The following is a 20009-nucleotide window of genomic DNA, read 5'->3' on the forward strand; positions in this document are numbered from 1 at the left end:
AACGCACGAATGATTAGATGCATTTGGGTGCTTGTGTTGCTGCTTACGGCAGGCACGGCCTCTTCCCAAGTACTTAACAGACCTACCCAGCAGCCGTCTTCGATAGATTACCAGCAGCCGCGCCAGTACCGTATCGGGGAGGTGAAGGTGAGCGGCTACAAGTTTCTGGACCCTATTGCCCTTACCTCCCTTACCGGGCTGAAAGAGGGAGACATGATTACGGTGCCGGGCGAGGACATTAGCCGCGCTATTCAGAAACTTTGGGATCAGGGCATTCTGGGTGATGTGGACGTAACGGCCCATACCGAGGGTGATGTTATCTACCTTACCTTTAACCTGACGGAGCGCCCAAGGCTTTCAAACTTCCGCTTCTCCGGTATCAATAAATCCCAGGGCGAAGCGCTGCGCGATAAAGTGCCGCTTCAGAAGGGACGTATCGTGACGGACGCTGTTTTGAACAGTACCAGAAACGTGGTGCGCGAATACTACGTGGACAAGAGCTTCCTTAATGTAAAGGTAAACATTACCCAGCGTCCGGATTCTATACTTCCAAACAGCGTGGTGTTAAACATTCACGTGGATAAAGGGGATAAGGTAAAGGTTGGCGACATCAGCTTTGTGGGCAACGAGGCGTTTAAAGACAAAAAGCTCCAGCGCCAGCTTAAAAACACCAAGGAGAAGCGTTTCTACAAGATCTTCACCTCCTCTAAGTTTAACCGCACCAAGTTTGAGGAAGACAAGGAGGCGCTGATTACCTTCTACAACAGCCAGGGCTACCGCGATGCCACCATTGTGTCCGACTCTGTTTACCGCATCAGCGACGACCGTTTGGGCATCCAGATTACAGTGGATGAGGGGCAGCAGTACTTCTACCGCAACATTACCTGGGCTGGCAACTACCTCTACGACGATAATTACCTGGCACGCGTGTTGGGCATTAGCAAAGGCGATGTATACGACCAGGTAGAACTGGAGAAACGCCTGACTTATAACCCAACCGGTGTAGACGTGTCGGCACTCTATCAAAACGATGGCTACCTGTTCTCCAGCATTACGCCGGTAGAGGTTCGCGTGGATGGCGACTCTATCGACGTGGAGATGCGCGTGGTGGAAGGACCGCAGGCTACCATTAACAAGATCATCGTCTCCGGCAACGACAAGACAAGTGACCATGTGATCCTGCGTGAGATTAGAACGTTGCCTGGCCAGAAGTATAGCCGCGATGATTTGATCAGAACCAGAAACGAACTGGCTGCCCTGGGCTACTTTGACCCGGAGACAATTGGCCTGAACCCAATTCCGAACCCGGCAGATGGTACCGTGGATATTGCCTATAGCGTAACTGAGCGACCAAATGACCAGATAAGCTTGTCAGGCGGTTGGGGTGGCCCGATTGGAGCAGTGGGTACAGTAGGTCTGTCGCTGAACAACTTCTCGACGCGCAAGATGCTGGACCTGTCGGAGTGGAAGCCGATACCGAGTGGTGACGGGCAGCGCCTGTCGCTGAACGTGCAGGCCAATGGTAAGTACTACCAGTCCTACTCCTTCTCGTTTACAGAACCATGGCTGGGTGGCCGTAAGCCGAACTCGCTGTCTGTAAGCCTTTTCAAAACGATATACCGCAGCGGTGGCTACAGCGACTACTATAGGAGATTGTATGGTGTTCAGGATGAGAGTACAAATAACAGCCGCCTGAACGTGAATGGCGCAGCCGTCAGCCTGGGTCGCCGACTAAACTGGCCGGACAACTACTTCTACATGAACCACTCATTGTCCTACAACCAGTATAACCTGAATGACTATTTTCTTGCCCCAGGTTTTAGTAATGGTACATCCAACAGTATTTCTGTTGTAAACACTCTTGGCCGCTCCAGTATCGATAACCCAACGTTCCCGAGACGCGGTTCCCAGTTTACGCTGAGCCTGAACATGACGCCGCCATACTCGCTGTTCTCAGAGCGGGAAGATGACGACTATACTTTTATTGAATTCAATAAATGGATGTTCGACGCCTCCTACTTTATAAATGTGGCAGGGAATTTGGTGTTCAACACAAGAGCGCACTTTGGCTTTATCGGTAACTATGGCGACGGAGCCATTGGGCCATTCGAACGCTTCAGAATGGGTGGTTCCGGTCTTGGAGGCGGAAACATCTTTGTGGGTACTGAATACATCGGCCTCCGTGGTTATGATGATGAAACGGTGGTTAACAATCTTAATGACGATGCTCTGCTGAGCTCAGGTGGTATAGCCTACAATAAGTTTGTATTTGAGGCACGCCAACTGATATCGCCTAACCCGGCCGCTACTATTTATGGCCTGGCTTTTGTAGAGGCAGGTAATAACTTCGGTAGCTATAAAAACTACAGCCCGTTCAAGCTTTACCGCTCAACTGGTGTAGGTGTGAGGATCTTTATGGCGGCGTTCGGCCTGCTTGGCTTCGACTACGCCTGGAGACTGGATGATTTGCCGGGCAGAGCGGATGATAAGCGTGGCATGTTCCACTTCATCATTGGCCAGCAGATCCGCTAAAGAACAAATGAATTAGTATGAGGAAGTTTTTGTTCATCTTTTTAGCAGGCTTTTTGCTGACGTCTGTTTCGCAAGCTCAGAAGATTGGCTATATTGATTCCAACTTCATCCTGAGCAAGATGCCAGCTTTTAACAAAGTGCAGCAGGAGATGGACAAGTATGCCGAGGCCTGGCAACGCGAGATTGAGCAGCTACAGCAGCAGGCTGATAAGCTGAAACAGGACTACAAGGCTGAAGAGGTGTTGCTTACCGAGCAGATGAAGCAGAAGCGGCAGGCTGAAATAGCGAAGAAGGAGAACGAGCTGCGCGACTACCAGCGCAAGGTCTTTGGCTACGAGGGCATGATGTTTAAGCGCCGCCAGGAGCTGATGCGCCCTATCCAGGATGAGGTGTTTGAGGCCGTGGAGAAAGTATCGAAAGCGCGCGGCGTTCAGATCATGTTCGATAAGTCCGGCGACCTGGTGATGATCTATACTAACCCGGTGCATGACTACACAGAATATGTGCTGGAAGAACTTGGCCTGGCCTCCGACAGGAAGAACACTCCGGGCGCCCGGCCTGATAGTGCCCTAGTAGATGACCCCGCCAACCTGCCAGAGGTAGGAGAGGAGGAGCCTCAGGAGCAACAACAACAGCCTCCGGCCAGAAACACAAAGAAGAAGTCTAACAACTAAACGTCTAAATAACAATTAACCAACCAATGATGAACAAGATTAAACTATTAGTAGCAGCGTTCTTTCTGATCAGCTTTGCGTCATTTGCTCAGAGCAACGACCAGCCGCTTAAGATTGGTTATACTAACGTGGAGTATATACTGCTGCAGCTGCCAGAGAGCAAGCAAATAGAATCTCAGCTGAAGGACCACAGCACACAGCTGGAAAACCAGTTGAAAGGCAAATATGCTGAGTATGAGACAAAGCTGCAGGCATACGAAAAAGGAGCAGCTACAATGGATGCTACTATTCGTGAAGACAAGGAGAAAGAGCTGATGGGCCTGAATAACTCTATCCAGGAGTTCCAGCGCAACGCGCAGATGTCTTTGCAGCAGAAAGAGAAGTCATTGGTAGACCCAGTCATTACGAAGATTGACAAAGCTATCAAAGACGTAGCTAAAGAGAACGGTTATACTTACGTAATCAGCAACCAGGCCCTTCTGGCCGGACCGGAAGATGGCGACATCTCTCCGCTTGTGCTGAAGAAGCTGGGCGTAGACCCTGCAAAAGCACAGCAGCAAACGGCAGAGCCTGCCGCTGCCAAGCCAGCGCCAGCTTCAACTCCTGCCAAGTCTAACACACCTGCCAAAAGCAACAACAAGAAAAAGAACTAAGCAATAGATTATCTATAGTTTTGGAAAGCCGATGTATCTACTTCGGCTTTCTTTTTTATACCTGAGTAATCGTGGTAGAATACATAGAAACAGAAGGAGCAGAGGACTCGGATGAGCTCTATGAGCACCACCGCATTGTAGTGGACAAAGGGCAGGCTTTGCTGCGCCTGGACAAGTTTCTGATGGACCGCCTGCCAAACGTTACCCGAAACAAGCTGCAGGGCGCCATCCGTTCTGAGTCGGTGCAGGTAAACCAGAAGCCGGTGAAGGTAAGCTACAAGGTGAAGCCACTGGATGTGATTACCGTTACCCTGGCAGAGCCTCCGCGCGATACCGATATTGTGCCGGAGAACATCTCGCTGGATATAGTGTATGAGGATGAGGAGTTGCTGCTGGTAAACAAACCCGCCGGCATGGTGGTGCACCCTGCCTATAACAACTGGAGCGGCACCTTAGTGAACGCGCTGACATATCACCTGCAGAACCTTCCTACGCACCGCAACGGTGAAGGCAGGCCAGGGCTGGTGCACCGCATCGACAAAGATACCTCCGGCCTGCTGGTGATTGCCAAGACAGACTATAGTATGGCTTACCTGGCCAAGCAGTTCTATGACCATAGTATAGAGCGGACTTATTACGCTTTGGTTTGGGGAGTACCCAAGGAGCAGGAGGGAACGATAACGGGCCACGTAGGTCGGAGTGCGAAGGATCGCAAGGTAATGGCTGTGTACCCTGCCGGAGATTACGGCAAGCACGCGGTAACGCACTACAAGGTGCTGCGCAGCTTTAAGTACGTATCCTTACTCAAGTGTAACCTGGAGACAGGCAGAACCCATCAGATTAGGGCGCACATGAAGCACATCGGGCACCCGCTGTTCTCTGATGCAACTTATGGAGGGGATAAAATTCTGTATGGCAATCCAAGCGGCACCTACAAATCCTTTGTGGATAATGCTTTTAAACTGATGCCTCGTCAGGCGCTCCACGCCAAATCACTGGGCTTTCTGCATCCCTCTACAAAAGAGTTTCTTCAGTTTGATTCTGAGCTGCCTGAGGACTTTAAGGCTGTATTGGAAAAGTGGGCGCTGTACGAGGAGCCTATAGTATAAAGTATATACAGAACTCACCACTTTATACTTCCCTGCCAAAAGTATAAAGCAACTATTTTTAAACAGAAAAGCCGCTACGTTTCGCAGCGGCTTTTCTGTTTAGTATGTGTAAGAAGGCTTACTTCTTTCTTGGCGTTTTAGAGACTGTTTTAGAAATCTCCTTCAGGGCCGCTTCTGCCTGTGGGTTGCTTGGGTCAAGGGTTCTCACCTCTGTCCAGTACTTCACAGCATTGTCACGGTCTCCTTTGATGTAGTAGAAGTAACCCAGGTATGAGTTAGCCTCAATCAGGTCACGCTTATACTTGTCTTTCTCGTTACCGGCCTTCTGAATGAACTGCTCGTAGTATGGCTTTGCCAGTCCTTGCTCAGTCTCTGGGTCCTGGCTGGCATTGGCACGCGCTCTCCACAGGTAGCCATAGGCATAGTCAGCGTTTGCCTCCGTTACTTTCGCATACGTCTCGTCAGCCTTCTTGAAGTACTCGTTGGCCTTAGCAGAATTTCCGTTTGTTGCCTGCTCCTCACCAGCCATCATGTAGATGTTACCCATGTAGAAGTAGTCAGCATTGCTTGGCTCGACAGTCTCACGCTTGCGATCGTAGGTAGCAATGGCTTGATCGTACTGGTTATTACGGGCATAAGCATTAGCCAGCTCCGCATACAGCTCCACGTTCGTTGGGTTAATAGAGATTGCTTTCTCCAAGTTCTCTACCGCCTTCTGGTGCTGGTTATTCTTAGACAGGATGCGGCCATAGTACTCATAGTCCTCTGCAATCAGCTTGTTAGGGTCAGCCTTTTGCATGTGCGTCTCAATGGCTGCCAATGCCTTGTCAGGCTGGCCCAGCTCCATGTAAGAGTAGGCTCTAAGGCGATTCATTACCATGTTGTCTGGCTGTACCTGCAGCACTTCCTCCGCTGCCTGCAGGGCTCTGTCGTAGTTCTTTGTCAGGAACAGGAAAGATGCATACTTAGCCTTCGTATCTGGCGTGTCCTCGGCCATGTCTACATACTTCTGGAAAGTAGAAAGCGCTTTGTCATACTGACCAGCGAAGTAGTAAAGCTCGCCCAGGTCACGGTAGGCCGGAGCGAAGTTAGGGTTGATCTCGATAGCCTTTTGGAAAGCCTGCTCTGCCTCGTTATAGTTACGTGAGCTGGTGTATAACTGACCGCGCTTCAGGTAAGCGGTAACGTTCTGAGCATCGAGCTGGATAGCTCTGTCGTAGTGCGTCATGGCCATACCACCATTCTTCAGGGCCAGATAAGCATCGCCCAAGGTAATGTTGGCGTCCACGTTTTTGTTGTCACGCTCCAGAGACTGCTTCAGGTACTCCACACCTTTATTTAGCTGCGCTTCGGTAGCGTTAGGCACATTAACATAAGCCTCACCAATCATGGCAAGTACATAAGCATCCTTTTTCCCTTTTCCGCTCAGGGCTTGGTTAAAGTGCTGCTCCGCCTTAGCCTGGTCGCCTTGCTGTAAAGCCAGCTTACCAAGTCCTACATGCGCTATATTGGATTTCTTGTTCGCTGCTAAGCCCTGGTTGAAATAGTAAGCCGCTGAGTCTGGTTTATCTGTGCGCAGGTAAATATCACCCAAGTTAAAATAAGCTCTATCAGCTGTGCTTTTATTGTTCAACTGAGCCTTATAGATAGATTTTGCTTCTTCGTAGCGCTCCAGGTTAACAGCTGCTCTGCCTGCGTCACCTGACTGTGCAAATGCTGCTGTTGCAGGGAAGGCTGCCGCCATCAAAGCGATGTACTTCCAGTTTTTATTCATTTTATAAAAGTTTAGTAGTTTTTGTTTAGTTTCTTAGTCTCCAAGGCTCACCACACGCACAGGCATAGTTGCCGGCACTAGTCCTGACTTAAGTATAAGCCTTTGCCCTCTATCACTAGCTACAAAAGAGGCAAATCCTGTGCCAAGACCTGAACGGCCCTCAGTACTAATGACATACAGGAACCTGCGCAGCGGGTAAACCTCTTGTGCTATATATGCTTGATACGGCTGATAATAGTCTTCGGTGCTTACCGGTGCCGGATTTTTGCTTATGCCAACAACTTTAATTTTATTGAGGAAGCCTACCACCGTAGAGTCGTCAAAATCGCTCACCCAGTTCACGCCAATCACGCCAATCGCATTCTTGTTTTGCTGTACATAGTCTATCAGTGCCTTATGCGAGTTAGAGGCAAACGTGTTGGCCGGGAGGTTATTTCCTGCAATCAACGAGTCCTTAACGTAACGTGCGGTGCTTGAGTTATTATTGTCGAATACAATAGTTATATCTCCCAGCGGCGAACCCTTGTCCAGTTCCTTCCAGGACTTAAACTGGCCGCTGAAGATCTTTGTGAGCTCTTCCATCGTCAGCAGCGAGTCCGGGTTCTCCTTATTTGTGATGAGAGCCACCGCATCAATGGCTATTTTGGTGTAGCGCGGCACTCTGTTTTGCTTATCGAAAACCGCCTTTTCCTCTTGCGTCAGTTCCCTGGAAAGTACGGCTATCTTGGTGCTGTCGTCCAGCAGGTCTTTCAGTACCTGGCCTTCCGGCTTGTAAGCTGCATTTATCTTAGCATACTTATAGATGCCCTCGAAGGTGTTAATTTCAGATTCTATAATGGGCTGAAACGACTCGTCTACGCTGATGCTGATAGTGCCTGATGTAGGTGTGTCCTGCTTTGTGCTGGGGTCTCCTCCGCAGCTTGCCAGCGCCAGAATGCCTGTTATGGCGGCTAAGCCAAATGCTTTAATCTTCATACCTGTTTCTGTTAGAGCGTGTGCTGTTGTATACTCTTACAAATCTAACAATTCCATACAATATGAGAATTCCACCTAAGGCATACTTCATGCTGTCGGGCATGTCCAGGTTCAGGGCGTCTCCGGCAAAAAGTATAAACACACCCATCGCCACGTAGAGGAGGGTCATGATGATACCGAAGACGCGGGCAAACTTTGAGAATGCGCTTTGCTTCGGCCGGTTGTCTTCTCTGCGTGGTCTTATCATAGGTTATTTTCTTTTAATCCTTAAAAATATATTTAATGCGTAAAAAATGAAAGCAGAAGCGAACAAAACTGTCCGAATGCTTCTGCTTCCATTCTTGTTATTGGATACTATCTGATGCTAAAGCGGATGGGCAACGTATAGCGCACCGGCACTGCATGTCCGTTTTGACGGCCGGGTTCCCATTTGGGCATGGTTTTAACAACGCGTATCGCCTCTTCGTCAGTACCGTACCCTAGTCCTTTGAGTACTTCCACATCCCTAATCTCGCCTGTAGTTCCTACCACAAAGGTTACCACCACTGTTCCTTCTATTCCGTTAGACTGAGCAGCAGGCGGGTAACGGAGTTTACGGCCAAGGTACTGCATTAAGTCGTTAAGTCCACCCTTAAATTGCGGCATCTGATCCACCACCACAAAGGGCTCTGTACTAGCTGGAGCTCCTGTGCCTCCCTCTATTCCGGCTGGCGGCGCATCTGGCATCGGCATAATCGGTAACTCAGGTGCGTCTCCCTCAATCTTCTCAGTCCCGATCACCGCTTTGGAGAGGTCCTCCTGATTGGGCACTGTTTCCGTTGTAGGTGTGGCGTCATCTACTACTTCTATTTTCGTAAACTTTTCTGTCGCCACCTTCCGCTCTGTTATGGGTTCAGCGGGAAGTACTTCCACTTTAGGTTTTGGGTCTGGTTTAGGAGGTGGGGGGAGCACGATATCTATAGGCTCATGTACCGTATAGGTTGGCTTCTCATACTTTACGGGTTCTGTAAAGAAAATTGCGTCGACCAATACGCCTACCAAAGGCCCTGAAAAAATGGTGATGGCTAAGGCTGTTGCCAGTACCATGTGCTTTCCATACTTCCTGCGCAGGTAATAGGCTCCGTACGCTTTGTTTCGACCTCTGAACACGATGTTGTTGAAGGTCATGCTTAAGAAATAGCTCTTTTCCATGGGCTTTGGGGTTTAGGTTTAACAATTATTCTCTATGGCATTGTAGTAGTCTTTTTAACTTTTACTTAGTTTTCTTTTAATATACGAAATTCTATATTGATTGTATGCATGCTGAGTACTTTATTTTTAGGCAAATAAAAAGCCCAGCCTGGAGAGGCTGGGCTTTTAGCAGGTATATCTGCTTACTTAATCGTAAATCGTACTGGAAGTGTGTAGCGTACAGGTACTGCTCTACCGTTCTGCTTACCAGGCGTCCACTTCGGCATTGACTTAACAACGCGTACAGCTTCTTCGTCGGTACCAGCACCCAGTTGTTTTACCACCTGGATGTCGGAGATTTCACCTGTGCTGCTTACTACGAATGAAAGTACAACAAGACCCTCAACACCGGCACGCTGTGCAGCTGCTGGGTAGCGGATATTCTTGCCCAGATACTTCATCATTTCGCTGTCGCCACCAGGGAAGGTAGGCATCTGCTCCACGTAAGTATAAGGCTTCTCCTCAACTACTTCTGCTACTACATCACTTGTACCGTCAATCTCGCCGAGGTCAAGAGGGGCGTCTTTGGAGCCTTCTACGGTTTTTACACCCGCGTCGATCTCTTCTAGTACGTCCACATCAGGAATCTCTTCCTCCTCTACAACTTCGTTGTCACGCTTCACAACCGGTGGTGTATACTTTACAGTAGCACGCACTGGTGGTGGTGGTGGCGGAAGATCCGGTGGCGGCGGCGGTGGCGGCGGTGGCGTTGCCTCGTCCAGTGGTGGTGGCGGAGCCAGGTCTACTTCTGTTACAATGCGCTGTACCACTTCTGTATCTTGTTCGTCTCCCTTAATCATTTTAGAGATCAAAGGAATACTTAAGAACAAGAAGAACAGGATAATTGCTGTTATCGCAGCAATCGTGATATGCTTATTGTAAAGTCTGCGAAGTAGGTAGGCACCGTACGCTTTATTTCGTCCGGCAAAGACGATATCATCAAGCGATGCTTTTGCTAACTTACTTGCGTCCATATCTTAATTTCCCATTTGTTCTTGCACCAGTTTCTCGTCCTCGTCAGCTATATCAACCATCGCGAACTTTTTGGTGTCAGTTATTTTTAACTCGTCCAGGATATCCACCATGTTTTTATAGCGGGACTCCTCCATTGGCTTCACCAGCACTGTCATCTTGTCGTTTGACTTCACGCGAGGTGAAAGCAAAACTTTACGGATGCCATCTGCGGCGTAGCTCGACTCAACTATTTCTGGGTTATCTTCTGCAAGACCGAAGTAGTAGTATAGCTTGTCGTTTTTGCCAAGAATAATAGTCATGGCATTACTGGCTTTCAATGCTATCTGCTCTTCCTTCGGAACATCTTTCACAGGCATGTTAATTTCCATGGTCTGTGGCTTGTTGAAGGTTGTGGTAAGCATGAAGAACGTAATCAGAAGGGCGGCAAGGTCTACCAGCGGCGTCATGTCGATTTTGGTCGACGAGCGTTTGGCGCGTTTCTTACCACCTTTACCGGAGTCGGCTTGTTGTTGTATTTCTGCCATTTCTTATCTCCTTTCTAATTATAGGTTCGTAGGCTTCGCTTCCATGGTAGTGATCAGGTTGAACCTGTTCACTTTTCTGTCTTGCAGGATGTCGATTACGCGCTTGATAGTCGGGTAATTTGTATCCTGGTCGCCTTTGATAGCGATAACCACCTGCGGGTTAGTCAAACGTGTCTGTAGCACCCAATCGCCCAGCTCGTTATGAGTAGAGTCAATTGGGATACCCGGCTGGTGTACCTCCTTGCGTGCGTTTGATTCCATTGCGAGGAGCGATTTAAGCTGGCTAACAGGAACACCGAAGTTACTCATGAGAGAGAAAGTCTTCTTCTCTTCCTCGGTGAAGCCTACGCCATACTTGCCTGCAATTTTATCAAGCAAAGCTTCCTTTGTTTGCTGTCCGTCAACTCCAAAGAACACCCGGTTATCTTTATCTATTGTAATGGTAATTACGTTAGTATCCGGAATTTTGATCTCTGAAGCCGATGAAGGCGTGTCTACAATAACCGCCTCGTCAGGACGGGCAGTTGCTGTCAGCATAAAGAAAGTAACCAGCAAGAAGAATAAGTCCACCATTGGCGTCATGTCCAACGAGGGTACTGTTCTTTTTACTTTTACTTTAGGCATTTTATCTGGTTAAATACGGTTTAACTTAACTTATACAGTCTGTGGTCTAGCTGGAGCAGTGTCGTGCTGTGCTGTGAAAGTAGACACCATGCTGAAACCAGCCTCATCGATGCTGTAAGTAAGCTCGTCGATTTTGCTTGTAAAGTAGTTGTACGCAACGATAGCGATAGTAGAACCTGTAATACCCAGGGCCGTGTTGATAAGGGCCTCAGAAATACCGTTTGCAAGAGCTACTGAGTCAGGAGCACCTGCTGTTGCAAGAGCCGAGAAGGCCTTAATCATACCAAGTACCGTACCGATCAGACCTACCAGTGTAGAGGTAGAGGCGATAGTAGAGATAACCACCAGGTTTTTCTCCAGCATTGGCAGCTCAAGAGAAGTAGACTCCTCGATTTCCTTCTGGATAGCGGCAACTTTCTCAGCTTTCAGCAGCTCTGGCTCGTTCTGCATTTCCTTGTACTTCAGCAGACCAGCCTTTACCACGTTAGCAACAGAACCTTTCTGAACGTCGCAAGCAGCGATAGCGCCGTTTACGTCACGCTGAGTCAGTTTTGCAGAGATTGTGCGAACGAAGTTAGCAACGTTCTTAGTACCTTTTGCTTTACCGATAGTAAGCGCACGCTCAATAGCGAAGATAAATACCATCAGGTTCAGGGAAAGAAGCACTGGCACAACCCATCCGCCTTTGTATACGATTCCAAGCCAGTTACCTGGTAGCGGGTGGTTTGCTGGGTCATTTCCTTCGAAGTTGGCCGGATTGCCAAGAACAAACATATAGATGAGTACGCAAGCAAACAGGGCAAGCGGAATAACAATTGTCGCAAATAGAGAGCCCACTGCGCTAGGCTTTTTCTCTACATTAGCATTCTTGCTCACTACTGCAGTCTTTTTTTCCATTTTGATTAAAGTTTAAAGTTTAGCTGTTTGTGTTGTAATAAAAACGTTTGTGTAAGTATAAAATGTAATTGTTTCGCTTTTAGTTCTTTATTGAATTTGCAATTTCTGATTTTTCTCAATTTTTCAAACAATTATGTTTCGAAAAAATTAATAAAAAACCTGCTGCTGCTGCTTTGGTTCTCTAAATTTAAGCGATAAGCTTATAAAATTCCAAGCCTGAGGCAATTCAATATTGCAAAGTATTAAATAAATAAATTTGTTCCAAAGTCTAAACACCAGCTTTTGTGGTGCGGGGGCTGTTATCCTGGGTGGTGTAATTTATACCGGTAAGAATCTCGTTAGGGCGGGCAAGCGTCTCAAAGCCAGCTTCCTGTTTGCTGTTGAGTTTTACCTCCCGTACTATTTAGTTCAATTTTCAGGAAAAACGCACTAAATATAAAGAATAATTTTTTAGCGTTATGTATGGCTATAGTTTTTTTGCTTTGTTCCAGTAAAAATCCATCTCGGCAAGGCTCATATCCTGTATACGTTTTCCGTCCTTAGCGGCTTCACTCTCAATGTACTGAAAGCGGTTAATAAATTTCAGGTTGGTGCGCTCCAACGCCTCCTCCGGGTCTATTCCGGCAAAGCGGGCAAAGTTGATGAGCGAGAAAAGCAGATCGCCAAACTCGGCCGCAGCCCGTTGCCTGTCGATTTCTGTTATATCCTCTTTGTTAAACTCGCTCCCGAATTCCCCTAGCTCCTCCTGTACCTTTTCCCATACCTGCGATTTATCGTCCCAGTCAAATCCGGCGCCCCGGGCTTTTTCCTGTATGCGCATGGCTTTTATAAGGGCGGGCAGCGATTGGGGTACTCCTCCCAGTACGGATTTGTTTCCTTCCTTGAGCTTGAGCTTCTCCCAGTTCTGCTTCACTTCTTCCTCGCTGTCGGCTTTGGTGTCTCCGTAAATGTGGGGGTGGCGGAAGATGAGCTTCTCGCACTGGGCATGCAGCACATCGGCGATATCAAAGGCGCCTTGCTCCGAGGCAATCCTGGCGTAGAAAACCAGGTGGAGCATGATGTCGCCAATCTCCTTCTTTACCTCCTGCACTTCCCCTTTCAGGATGGCATCCGAAAGCTCGTACGTCTCCTCTATCGTCAGGTGCCGGAGCGTCTCCATTGTTTGCTTACGGTCCCAGGGGCATTTCTCCCGGAGGTCGTCCATCACATCCAACAGGCGGCCGAAGGCCTCCAGCTGTTGTTGGCGGTCGTTTTTGCCAGGTTGTGGAATAGTCATAAGCGCAAAGGTACTAAATAATTACTGTACGTAGCCCGGCGGGAGCATGTCTTAACATGCAATTAATATTATGTCAATCCGCGGGGCATGGCTTTCTGCGTAAAAGCGGAGGAGACATCTATTTTTAAACGGCTATACTTTATGAAGAAGAAAAAGAAGCAGGAGATACAGCAACTGGCTGCCTCAGTGGCTGCCGTGCAGTCGCAGGTGGCGTTTGCGCGCCTGGCTACGGCTCTTGCCGTTGTAAGCGTGGGTGCTATGGCAGTAGGGGCGCTGGCCATCGGACGCCTGGTGATTCGTAACATGGCCCTGAAGGAAGGGCAGGTGGACCGGCTGCGGATAAACGAGCTGGAAGTGGGCCGCCTGAAAGTAAGGGAGCTGCTTACCGAGCACAAAGTATAGCCCGGCAAGACCTCACTTTATTTATTGTTTAGATGCTAGTATAAAGCATGTGCCTGAAGGTAGCGGCTGATGCTTCAGGAGAGGTGCGCTGTATTGCGCTGATATTTTATGCTGCCACAATACCGTAAAACCCGCTGGAAGTATGCGTAAAATTGCTACTTTTGCCGAGCAACTAAAATACGGAAAGTGGCTTTAATAAAATCAATTTCAGGAATACGAGGAACGATAGGCGGACAGGCTGGAGAAGGACTTACCCCTGTGGATGTGGTTAAGTTTTCCGCCGCTTTCGGGACGTGGGTGCTTCAGAACACCGACAAAAAAACTATTGTAGTGGGCCGCGATGCGCGCCTCTCCGGCGACATGGTGAACAAGCTGGTATGCGCCACGCTGCAGGGCCTGGGCATTGATGTCATCGATGTAGGTCTCTCCACCACACCAACCGTGGAAATGGCCGTGCCCGACATGCAGGCCGGAGGAGGAATTATACTTACCGCCAGCCACAACCCCAAGCAATGGAACGCCCTGAAGCTGCTCAACCACAAAGGCGAGTTTATCTCCGATGCCGAAGGAAAGCTGGTGCTGGAGATTGCCGAGCAGGAGGCCTTTGAGTTTGCCCAGGTTACGGAGTTGGGTAAGTATACCCAGGACCAGGAAGCGCTGGCAAAGCATATCAAAGCCATTCTGGAGCTGCCGCTGGTTGATGTGGAGGCGATCAAGGCCAAAGGTTTCAGCGTAGCCGTGGATGCCGTAAACTCGAGCGGCGGCTTTGCCGTGCCGATGTTGCTGGAGGCGCTGGGCGTTACCAAAATTGAGAAATTATACTGCGAGCCGGACGGCAACTTCCCGCACAACCCGGAGCCGCTGCCAGAGAACCTGCGCGAGATCTCGCGCCTGATAGAGAAAGGCAAGTTTGACCTGGGCATTGTGGTAGACCCGGACGTAGACCGCCTAGCCCTGATCAACGAAGACGGCAGCATGTTCGGCGAGGAGTATACCCTGGTAGCCGTGGCTGACTATATCCTGAAGCACCAGGTGGGGAACACCGTTTCCAACCTTTCCTCTACCCGTGCCCTGCGCGACGTGACGGAGAAGGCCGGAGGTGAGTACTTCGCCGCTGCCGTGGGCGAGGTGAATGTGGTGAACATGATGAAGGAGCAGGACGCCATCATCGGCGGCGAGGGCAACGGCGGTATCATCTACCCGGAACTGCACTATGGCCGCGATGCGCTGGTGGGCATAGCCCTGTTCTTGTCGCACCTGGCCAAATCGGACATGAGCATGACGCGCCTGCGCGCCACCTACCCGAACTACTACATCTCCAAAAATAAAATAGAGCTGACGCCGGACGTGGACGTGGACGAGGTGCTGCGCCAAATGCAGGAGCGTTACGCCAAGCAGCCTATCAATACCATTGACGGGGTGAAGATTGAGTTCGACAAGGAGTGGGTGCACCTGCGCAAGTCCAATACCGAGCCTATTATCCGCATCTACGCCGAGAGCGACAGCAATGCCACGGCCGAGCACCTGGCCAACAAAATTATCACAGACATCAAAGAGATTATCTCGCAGAAAGCATAAGTATAGAATATGTGTTGTTGCTGTTGTAATACAAATCAAAAGTGACAGGCAGTGTTGCGCCACTGGTAGGGTTGTTCCTGCCATTGGCGCAACTTTTTTTTATACTTTGTTGGTTGAATAAGAATAGAATCAAAATATAGCTTAATAACATGCGTGTTTATTTAGATAATGCTGCCACCACTCCTCTGGACAAAGAGGTTTTTGACGCTATGGCTCCCTATATGCTGGAGCACTTCGGTAACCCGTCTTCCATCCACTCGCATGGGCGCGAGGTGAGGGCGGCCATTGAGCGGGCGCGCAAAACGGTGGCGGGCCTGCTGAACACGTCTCCGGCTGAGGTTTTCTTCACCTCCGGCGGTACCGAGGCCGATAACGCCGCCCTTATCTGCACCTGCCGCTCGCTGGGCATCAAGCATGCCATCACCACCAAACTGGAGCACCACGCCGTGCTGCACACCATGGAGCTGCTGGAGAAGCAGGAGGGCGTACAGCTAACGTACCTGCGCCACGACGAGCGCGGCAACCTGGATCTGGAGCACCTGGAGGAACTGTTGGCCAGCCAGCCGCAGACGCTGGTCTCCATCATGCACGCCAACAACGAGATCGGCAACCTGAACGACATCGAGGCGATTGGGGAGATTTGCAAAAAGTATAACGCCGTGTTCCATTCCGACACCGTGCAGACCATGGGCCACTACAAGCACGACCTGCAGCAGTTGAAGGCCAATTTCATCGTAGGCTCGGCGCACAAGTTCCATGGTCCGAAAGGTGTGGGCTTTCTGTACTGCGATGCCGAGACGAAAATTCAGCCGCTGATTCAGGGTGGGGCGCAGGAACGCAACATGCGCGGCGGCACCGAGAATGTGTACGGCATCATTGGGCTGGCCAAGGCGCTGGAAATTGCCTACCGCGATATGGGCGAGCACCAGACCTACATCCAAAGCCTGAAAGACCGCATGATTTACAAGCTGCGCGAGCAGATGGACGATGTGAGCTTTAACGGCATGTCAGAGTTTGGCGACAAGAGCCTGTACACGGTGCTGAACGTGAGCCTGCCGGCATCAGACATCAACGAGATGCTGCTCTTCAGCCTGGACATTGCCAAGATCTCCGCCTCTGGTGGCAGCGCCTGCAGCAGCGGCGCCAATGCCGGCTCGCACGTGCTGCGCGCGCTGGAGTGCGACCCCAACCGTGGCTCGGTGCGCTTCTCCTTCAGCAAGTATAACACACCTGAGGAGGTTGATTACGTAGCCGAAACAGTGGCCAAAATGTATAACAAGCAGCTGGCGTAAGTATAAAATCGCTCAGCTTAAAGTATAAACAAAGTATAAAAAAGGCCTTGGCAGTACGCCGGGGCCTTTCTTGATTAAACTCTAGTAAGTATATAATATGAAAAGTATAGCCGTTTTCTGTGGCGCCAACTCCGGAAACAACCCGGTATATGCGGAGGCTGCCACACAACTAGGCCATTTGATGGCCGCCCAAAGTATAGGGTTGGTGTTCGGTGGTGGTAAGGTTGGCTTGATGGGCACGATTGCCGATGCCGTACTTGCCAAAGGCGGGCAGGCCGTGGGCGTGATCCCGCAAAGCCTGGTAGACCGCGAGCAAGCGCATACCGGGCTGACGGAGCAGCACATCGTAAAAACCATGCACGAGCGCAAAGCCCTGATGGCCGCCAAGTCCGATGCCTTTGTGGCCATGCCCGGCGGCTTCGGCACCCTGGACGAGATCAACGAAATCATCACCTGGAACCAGCTGGGTATCATCCAGAAGCCTGTGGCCTTCTTTAACGTGAACGGCTATTACGATAAATTCATGGCCTTTCTCGCCGACTGCGTGCAGGAAGGGCTCATTAAGCCGGAGTACATGAAGAACCTGATCGTGGAAAGTGCGCCGGAGGTGCTGCTGCAAAAGCTTACCAGGTATGCCGATACTGTGTCGGAGGATTGGGTAGATTCGGAGCGGATTTAATTGAATGGTTGTTCGGGCTTTCCGGATTATCTGCCGCAAGTTTAGCGCAGCGTAACGTGTGGCTAAGTATGGCAGCAGTTTTCAACTGCTTTGCTTTAAAAAAGCAAGGAAGGCAGAAGCTATACTTTGACGATGCCTACCAAAGAAATACTTCTGCTAAATTATACTTTTCTGCTCTGCAGAAAGCAAGTTGTAAACTTGCAACAAGTATAGCCACACGTTGCGCTGCGCTAAACTTGCGGCAGGAACTGTAAAATAAAAGAGGCCGCTGCAGTTACACTTGCAGCGGCCTCTTTTATAGTTCGGCGGAGATCATCACCTAATCCCCAGATTCTCAAATTTTCAAACCCTTAGTTCTCCAGCACGATATCTTTCAGCGCCTCCACCCAGGAATCGTTGGAGTTCAGGCTTTCTACCAGTTGCCACTTCTCGCCGCCGGCGTGCTCAAACATCTCCTTAAACTCCTCGCCAACCTCAATGGTGGTTTCCAGGCAGTCGGCTACGAAGGCGGGGCTGAAGGCCAACACTTTCTTGATGCCCTTGGCGGGCATGGTTTTCAGCAGGTCGTCGGTATACGGTTGCAGCCACGGGTCGCTCAGCAGCCTGGACTGGAACGCCACGGTATACTGGTCTTCGCGCAGGCCCAACTCGGCGGCCAGCAGGCGTGAGGTGACAAAGCAGGAGGCCCGGTAGCAGTACTTGTTGCGCTTGTTATAGCTGTTGCAGCAGGAGCCCAGCTTGCAGTAGCCGTGGTCGCTGCCCTTGAGCACCTGCCGCTCGGGCACACCGTGGTAGCTGAACACCACATGATCGTAATCATCCTCGGCCATGTACTTTTTGCCCAGCTCAGCAAAAGCCTTGATAAAGCCCGGGTCGTCGCAGTACGAGGAGATGAAGTTTATACTTGGGATGATCCACCAGTCCTTTACAATCTCCATGATCTTGTCGTGCACCGAGCCGGTTGTGGCGGCGGCATATTGCGGAAACAGCGGCACCACAATGATGCGGTCCACGCTCTGCTCGCGCAGCTCCTCCAGGGCACTGCTTATACTTGGGCTCTGGTAGCGCATGCCAAAGGCCACGTGATAGTCTTTGCCGAGGGCCGTTTGCAGCTTTGCCTGCAGGTCAAGGCCGTGGAACATGAGCGGCGAGCCGCGGTCGGTCCAGAGCTGCTGGTATACTTTGGCGGACTTCGGCGCCCGGAACGGCGCGATGATGCCGTTCACCAGGGCATAGCGGCCCACCGGGTTTATATCCATCACGCGTTTGTCCAGCAGGAACTCGCGCAGGTACTTTCTCACGTCAGGTGTTTGGGGTGTGTCCGGTGTACCGAGGTTTACCAGCAGCACGCCAATCTTACCGATAGCTTTCTTGCTCATTTATACTTTAAAAGTGCTTTCGTCTTACAAAGATACAAGTATAACCCGTTACTTGTTGATTCTTAATTCCTATGCCGTAATAGAGGCTCAACGTAGCCTAAAGCGACAAGTAGGGGGAAATGTTCTGGAGTTAGAAAGTTATTTAGAGTTTGGGAGTTTAAGAGTTAGAGAGTTGAGGAGTTGAAGCATACTTTATAATCAGCGACCTCTCTCGCTCGCGTCCCGCGAGTGTGAGCTATTCCGCGGCCTCTGGCCGCTTTAGTTTATACTTTAAACTTTAGCCAATGCATTCTTTACTGATACATGGCGGGACGCCACAGTATACCTCACACTCGCGGGACGCGAGCGAGGGCAACGTTTCTTGGATTCAAACCAAGGAGCAATTCTCACACTTTCTAACTTTTTAACTCTAAAACTCCTAAACTCCCCAACTCTCTAACTCCCAAACTCTTCCTAAATCTGCACATTTTCACGGGGTTTCGTAAAAAAGGAGTAATTTTGCAACCTCAAATTCAGATTATGGCCGAAACACCGCACAAAGCCGGTTTTGTAAGTATAGTGGGCAAGCCGAATGTGGGCAAATCCACGCTGATGAACGCGCTGGTAGGCGAGAAGCTCTCCATCATCACGTCAAAGGCGCAAACCACGCGGCACCGCATCATGGGCATTTTGAACGGAGACGACTTCCAGATCGTTTACTCCGACACGCCCGGCATCATCAAGCCGCAGTACGCCCTGCACGAGTCGATGATGGGTTTCGTGCGCACCTCGCTGGAGGACGCTGATATCATTCTCTTCGTAACCGACATCTACGAGAAGCACGACGAGGACGATGTGATCAAGCGCCTGCAGCACGCCAAGGTGCCCATACTTTTGCTGATAAATAAAATAGACCAGGCCACAGAGGAAGAGGTGAACGAGAAGGTGGCCTACTGGCAGGAGCACATGAACCCGACCGAGATTTTGCCGATATCGGCGCTGCACAATTTCGGGCTGGATCATCTGTTCCAGCGGTTGCTGCATTACCTGCCCGAGCACCCCGCCTTTTACCCGAAGGATGAACTGACCGATAAGCCCGAGCGTTTCTTCGTGTCGGAGATAATCCGGGAGAAAATCTTCCTCAACTATAAAAAGGAGATTCCCTACAGCTGCGAGGTGGTGGTAGAGGAGTTTAAGGAAGAGGCCGATATCATTCGCATCCGCGCAGAGATCAGCGTGGAGCGCAGAAGCCAGAAAGGCATCGTGATTGGCAACAAGGGCGAGGCATTGAAAAAAGTAGGCACCCAGGCCCGCCTGGACATGGAGGACTTCTTCCAGAAAAAGATATTTCTTGATTTATACGTGCGCGTGAACGAGAACTGGCGGACAGACGAGAAGCTGCTTCGGCGCTTCGGCTACCGCGAAGAGTAGCGCACATAAAGCTTCGGGGCACGGTG

At 50.2% G+C, this 20009-nt stretch carries 19 protein-coding genes; 9 read left to right on the top strand and 10 right to left on the bottom strand.

The annotated features are described in order from the left end of the window. The first annotated feature begins 9 nt into the window (after window positions 1–9). The 4 genes from bamA to C8N40_RS03180 all read left to right on the top strand — a co-directional run bounded on the left by bamA (window position 10) and on the right by C8N40_RS03180 (window position 4968). Entirely contained in the window at window positions 10–2532 is a 2523-nt protein-coding gene (gene bamA / locus C8N40_RS03165; RefSeq protein ID WP_108210309.1) for an outer membrane protein assembly factor BamA, read from the top strand. Window positions 2533–2549: 17 nt separating this feature from the next. Continuing rightward, window positions 2550–3206 (top strand): OmpH/Skp family outer membrane protein, encoded by a 657-nt coding sequence (locus C8N40_RS03170; RefSeq protein ID WP_108210310.1) that lies wholly within the window; start codon window positions 2550–2552, stop codon window positions 3204–3206. A 26-nt stretch (window positions 3207–3232) separates the two neighbouring features. Next, a complete protein-coding gene (locus tag C8N40_RS03175; protein WP_108210311.1) occupies window positions 3233–3859 on the top strand; it encodes an OmpH/Skp family outer membrane protein in 627 nt (208 codons plus the stop codon). Between the two features lie 71 nt (window positions 3860–3930). Then, entirely contained in the window at window positions 3931–4968 is a 1038-nt protein-coding gene (locus C8N40_RS03180) for an RluA family pseudouridine synthase (protein ID WP_108210312.1), read from the top strand. Window positions 4969–5086: 118 nt separating this feature from the next. Here C8N40_RS03180 and C8N40_RS03185 read toward each other — a convergent pair whose 3' ends face one another. The 9 genes from C8N40_RS03185 to mazG all read right to left on the bottom strand — a co-directional run bounded on the left by C8N40_RS03185 (window position 5087) and on the right by mazG (window position 13243). Next, window positions 5087–6742, bottom strand: coding sequence for a tetratricopeptide repeat protein (locus C8N40_RS03185; protein WP_108210313.1), 1656 nt, complete (start codon window positions 6740–6742; stop codon window positions 5087–5089). 33 nt (window positions 6743–6775) lie between these two features. Further along, the gene (locus tag C8N40_RS03190) at window positions 6776–7717 is read right to left on the bottom strand and encodes a PstS family phosphate ABC transporter substrate-binding protein (protein WP_108210314.1); all 942 of its coding nucleotides are present in this window, start codon (window positions 7715–7717) and stop codon (window positions 6776–6778) included. Further along, window positions 7707–7964 (bottom strand): sulfite exporter TauE/SafE family protein, encoded by a 258-nt coding sequence (locus C8N40_RS03195; RefSeq protein ID WP_108210315.1) that lies wholly within the window; start codon window positions 7962–7964, stop codon window positions 7707–7709. Before C8N40_RS03195 ends, C8N40_RS03190 begins: the two co-directional genes overlap by 11 nt. Before the next feature lie 107 nt (window positions 7965–8071). Beyond that, complete coding sequence (locus tag C8N40_RS03200; protein ID WP_108210316.1) at window positions 8072–8908, bottom strand: TonB family protein; 837 nt, start codon at window positions 8906–8908, stop codon at window positions 8072–8074. A gap of 182 nt (window positions 8909–9090) precedes the next feature. Continuing rightward, window positions 9091–9921, bottom strand: a complete 831-nt coding sequence (locus C8N40_RS03205; protein WP_108210317.1) for an energy transducer TonB — start codon at window positions 9919–9921, stop codon at window positions 9091–9093. A 3-nt stretch (window positions 9922–9924) separates the two neighbouring features. Then, window positions 9925–10446, bottom strand: a complete 522-nt coding sequence (locus tag C8N40_RS03210; protein WP_108210318.1) for an ExbD/TolR family protein — start codon at window positions 10444–10446, stop codon at window positions 9925–9927. Between the two features lie 18 nt (window positions 10447–10464). Beyond that, entirely contained in the window at window positions 10465–11070 is a 606-nt protein-coding gene (locus C8N40_RS03215; RefSeq protein WP_092104969.1) for an ExbD/TolR family protein, read from the bottom strand. A gap of 30 nt (window positions 11071–11100) precedes the next feature. Then, the gene (locus C8N40_RS03220; RefSeq protein WP_092104971.1) at window positions 11101–11967 is read right to left on the bottom strand and encodes a MotA/TolQ/ExbB proton channel family protein; all 867 of its coding nucleotides are present in this window, start codon (window positions 11965–11967) and stop codon (window positions 11101–11103) included. A 466-nt stretch (window positions 11968–12433) separates the two neighbouring features. Then, window positions 12434–13243, bottom strand: coding sequence for a nucleoside triphosphate pyrophosphohydrolase (mazG, locus tag C8N40_RS03225; protein WP_108210319.1), 810 nt, complete (start codon window positions 13241–13243; stop codon window positions 12434–12436). A gap of 141 nt (window positions 13244–13384) precedes the next feature. Here mazG and C8N40_RS03230 point away from each other — a divergent pair, with 141 nt between their 5' ends. The 4 genes from C8N40_RS03230 (at window position 13385) to C8N40_RS03245 (ending at window position 17194) form a co-directional block, all read left to right on the top strand. Continuing rightward, window positions 13385–13645 carry a hypothetical protein gene (locus C8N40_RS03230; protein ID WP_108210445.1) on the top strand — a complete coding sequence of 87 codons (261 nt, stop codon included), beginning with the start codon at window positions 13385–13387 and terminating at the stop codon, window positions 13643–13645. 186 nt (window positions 13646–13831) lie between these two features. Continuing rightward, window positions 13832–15223 (top strand): phosphoglucosamine mutase, encoded by a 1392-nt coding sequence (gene glmM / locus C8N40_RS03235; RefSeq protein WP_108210320.1) that lies wholly within the window; start codon window positions 13832–13834, stop codon window positions 15221–15223. A gap of 149 nt (window positions 15224–15372) precedes the next feature. Next, window positions 15373–16515: a cysteine desulfurase family protein gene (locus C8N40_RS03240; protein WP_108210321.1), complete on the top strand. Its 1143-nt coding sequence runs from the start codon at window positions 15373–15375 to the stop codon at window positions 16513–16515. Between the two features lie 97 nt (window positions 16516–16612). Next, the gene (locus C8N40_RS03245) at window positions 16613–17194 is read left to right on the top strand and encodes an LOG family protein (protein ID WP_108210322.1); all 582 of its coding nucleotides are present in this window, start codon (window positions 16613–16615) and stop codon (window positions 17192–17194) included. 350 nt (window positions 17195–17544) lie between these two features. Here the strand turns inward: C8N40_RS03245 and hemH are convergent, their stop codons facing one another. Beyond that, the gene (gene hemH / locus C8N40_RS03250) at window positions 17545–18573 is read right to left on the bottom strand and encodes a ferrochelatase (protein WP_108210323.1); all 1029 of its coding nucleotides are present in this window, start codon (window positions 18571–18573) and stop codon (window positions 17545–17547) included. Between the two features lie 519 nt (window positions 18574–19092). Between hemH and era the strand changes: the two genes are divergently transcribed. After that, window positions 19093–19983 (top strand): GTPase Era, encoded by an 891-nt coding sequence (gene era, locus C8N40_RS03255; protein WP_108210324.1) that lies wholly within the window; start codon window positions 19093–19095, stop codon window positions 19981–19983. Window positions 19984–20009 lie beyond the last annotated feature (26 nt).

Source organism: Pontibacter mucosus (genome assembly GCF_003054055.1).
Classification (GTDB): Bacteria; Bacteroidota; Bacteroidia; order Cytophagales; family Hymenobacteraceae; genus Pontibacter; species Pontibacter mucosus.

Excerpts from the sequence above, each read along its gene's own strand:
- bamA (WP_108210309.1), top strand. The coding sequence starts at position 10 with ATGATTAGATGCATTTGGGTGCTTGTGTTGCTGCTTACGGCAGGCACG.
- C8N40_RS03170 (WP_108210310.1), top strand. The coding sequence starts at position 2,550 with ATGAGGAAGTTTTTGTTCATCTTTTTAGCAGGCTTTTTGCTGACGTCT.
- C8N40_RS03175 (WP_108210311.1), top strand. The coding sequence starts at position 3,233 with ATGATGAACAAGATTAAACTATTAGTAGCAGCGTTCTTTCTGATCAGC.
- C8N40_RS03185 (WP_108210313.1), bottom strand. The coding sequence starts at position 6,742 with ATGAATAAAAACTGGAAGTACATCGCTTTGATGGCGGCAGCCTTCCCT.
- C8N40_RS03190 (WP_108210314.1), bottom strand. The coding sequence starts at position 7,717 with ATGAAGATTAAAGCATTTGGCTTAGCCGCCATAACAGGCATTCTGGCG.
- C8N40_RS03195 (WP_108210315.1), bottom strand. The coding sequence starts at position 7,964 with ATGATAAGACCACGCAGAGAAGACAACCGGCCGAAGCAAAGCGCATTC.
- C8N40_RS03200 (WP_108210316.1), bottom strand. The coding sequence starts at position 8,908 with ATGGAAAAGAGCTATTTCTTAAGCATGACCTTCAACAACATCGTGTTC.
- C8N40_RS03205 (WP_108210317.1), bottom strand. The coding sequence starts at position 9,921 with ATGGACGCAAGTAAGTTAGCAAAAGCATCGCTTGATGATATCGTCTTT.
- C8N40_RS03210 (WP_108210318.1), bottom strand. The coding sequence starts at position 10,446 with ATGGCAGAAATACAACAACAAGCCGACTCCGGTAAAGGTGGTAAGAAA.
- C8N40_RS03215 (WP_092104969.1), bottom strand. The coding sequence starts at position 11,070 with ATGCCTAAAGTAAAAGTAAAAAGAACAGTACCCTCGTTGGACATGACG.
- C8N40_RS03220 (WP_092104971.1), bottom strand. The coding sequence starts at position 11,967 with ATGGAAAAAAAGACTGCAGTAGTGAGCAAGAATGCTAATGTAGAGAAA.
- mazG (WP_108210319.1), bottom strand. The coding sequence starts at position 13,243 with ATGACTATTCCACAACCTGGCAAAAACGACCGCCAACAACAGCTGGAG.
- C8N40_RS03230 (WP_108210445.1), top strand. The coding sequence starts at position 13,385 with ATGAAGAAGAAAAAGAAGCAGGAGATACAGCAACTGGCTGCCTCAGTG.
- C8N40_RS03240 (WP_108210321.1), top strand. The coding sequence starts at position 15,373 with ATGCGTGTTTATTTAGATAATGCTGCCACCACTCCTCTGGACAAAGAG.
- C8N40_RS03245 (WP_108210322.1), top strand. The coding sequence starts at position 16,613 with ATGAAAAGTATAGCCGTTTTCTGTGGCGCCAACTCCGGAAACAACCCG.
- hemH (WP_108210323.1), bottom strand. The coding sequence starts at position 18,573 with ATGAGCAAGAAAGCTATCGGTAAGATTGGCGTGCTGCTGGTAAACCTC.
- era (WP_108210324.1), top strand. The coding sequence starts at position 19,093 with ATGGCCGAAACACCGCACAAAGCCGGTTTTGTAAGTATAGTGGGCAAG.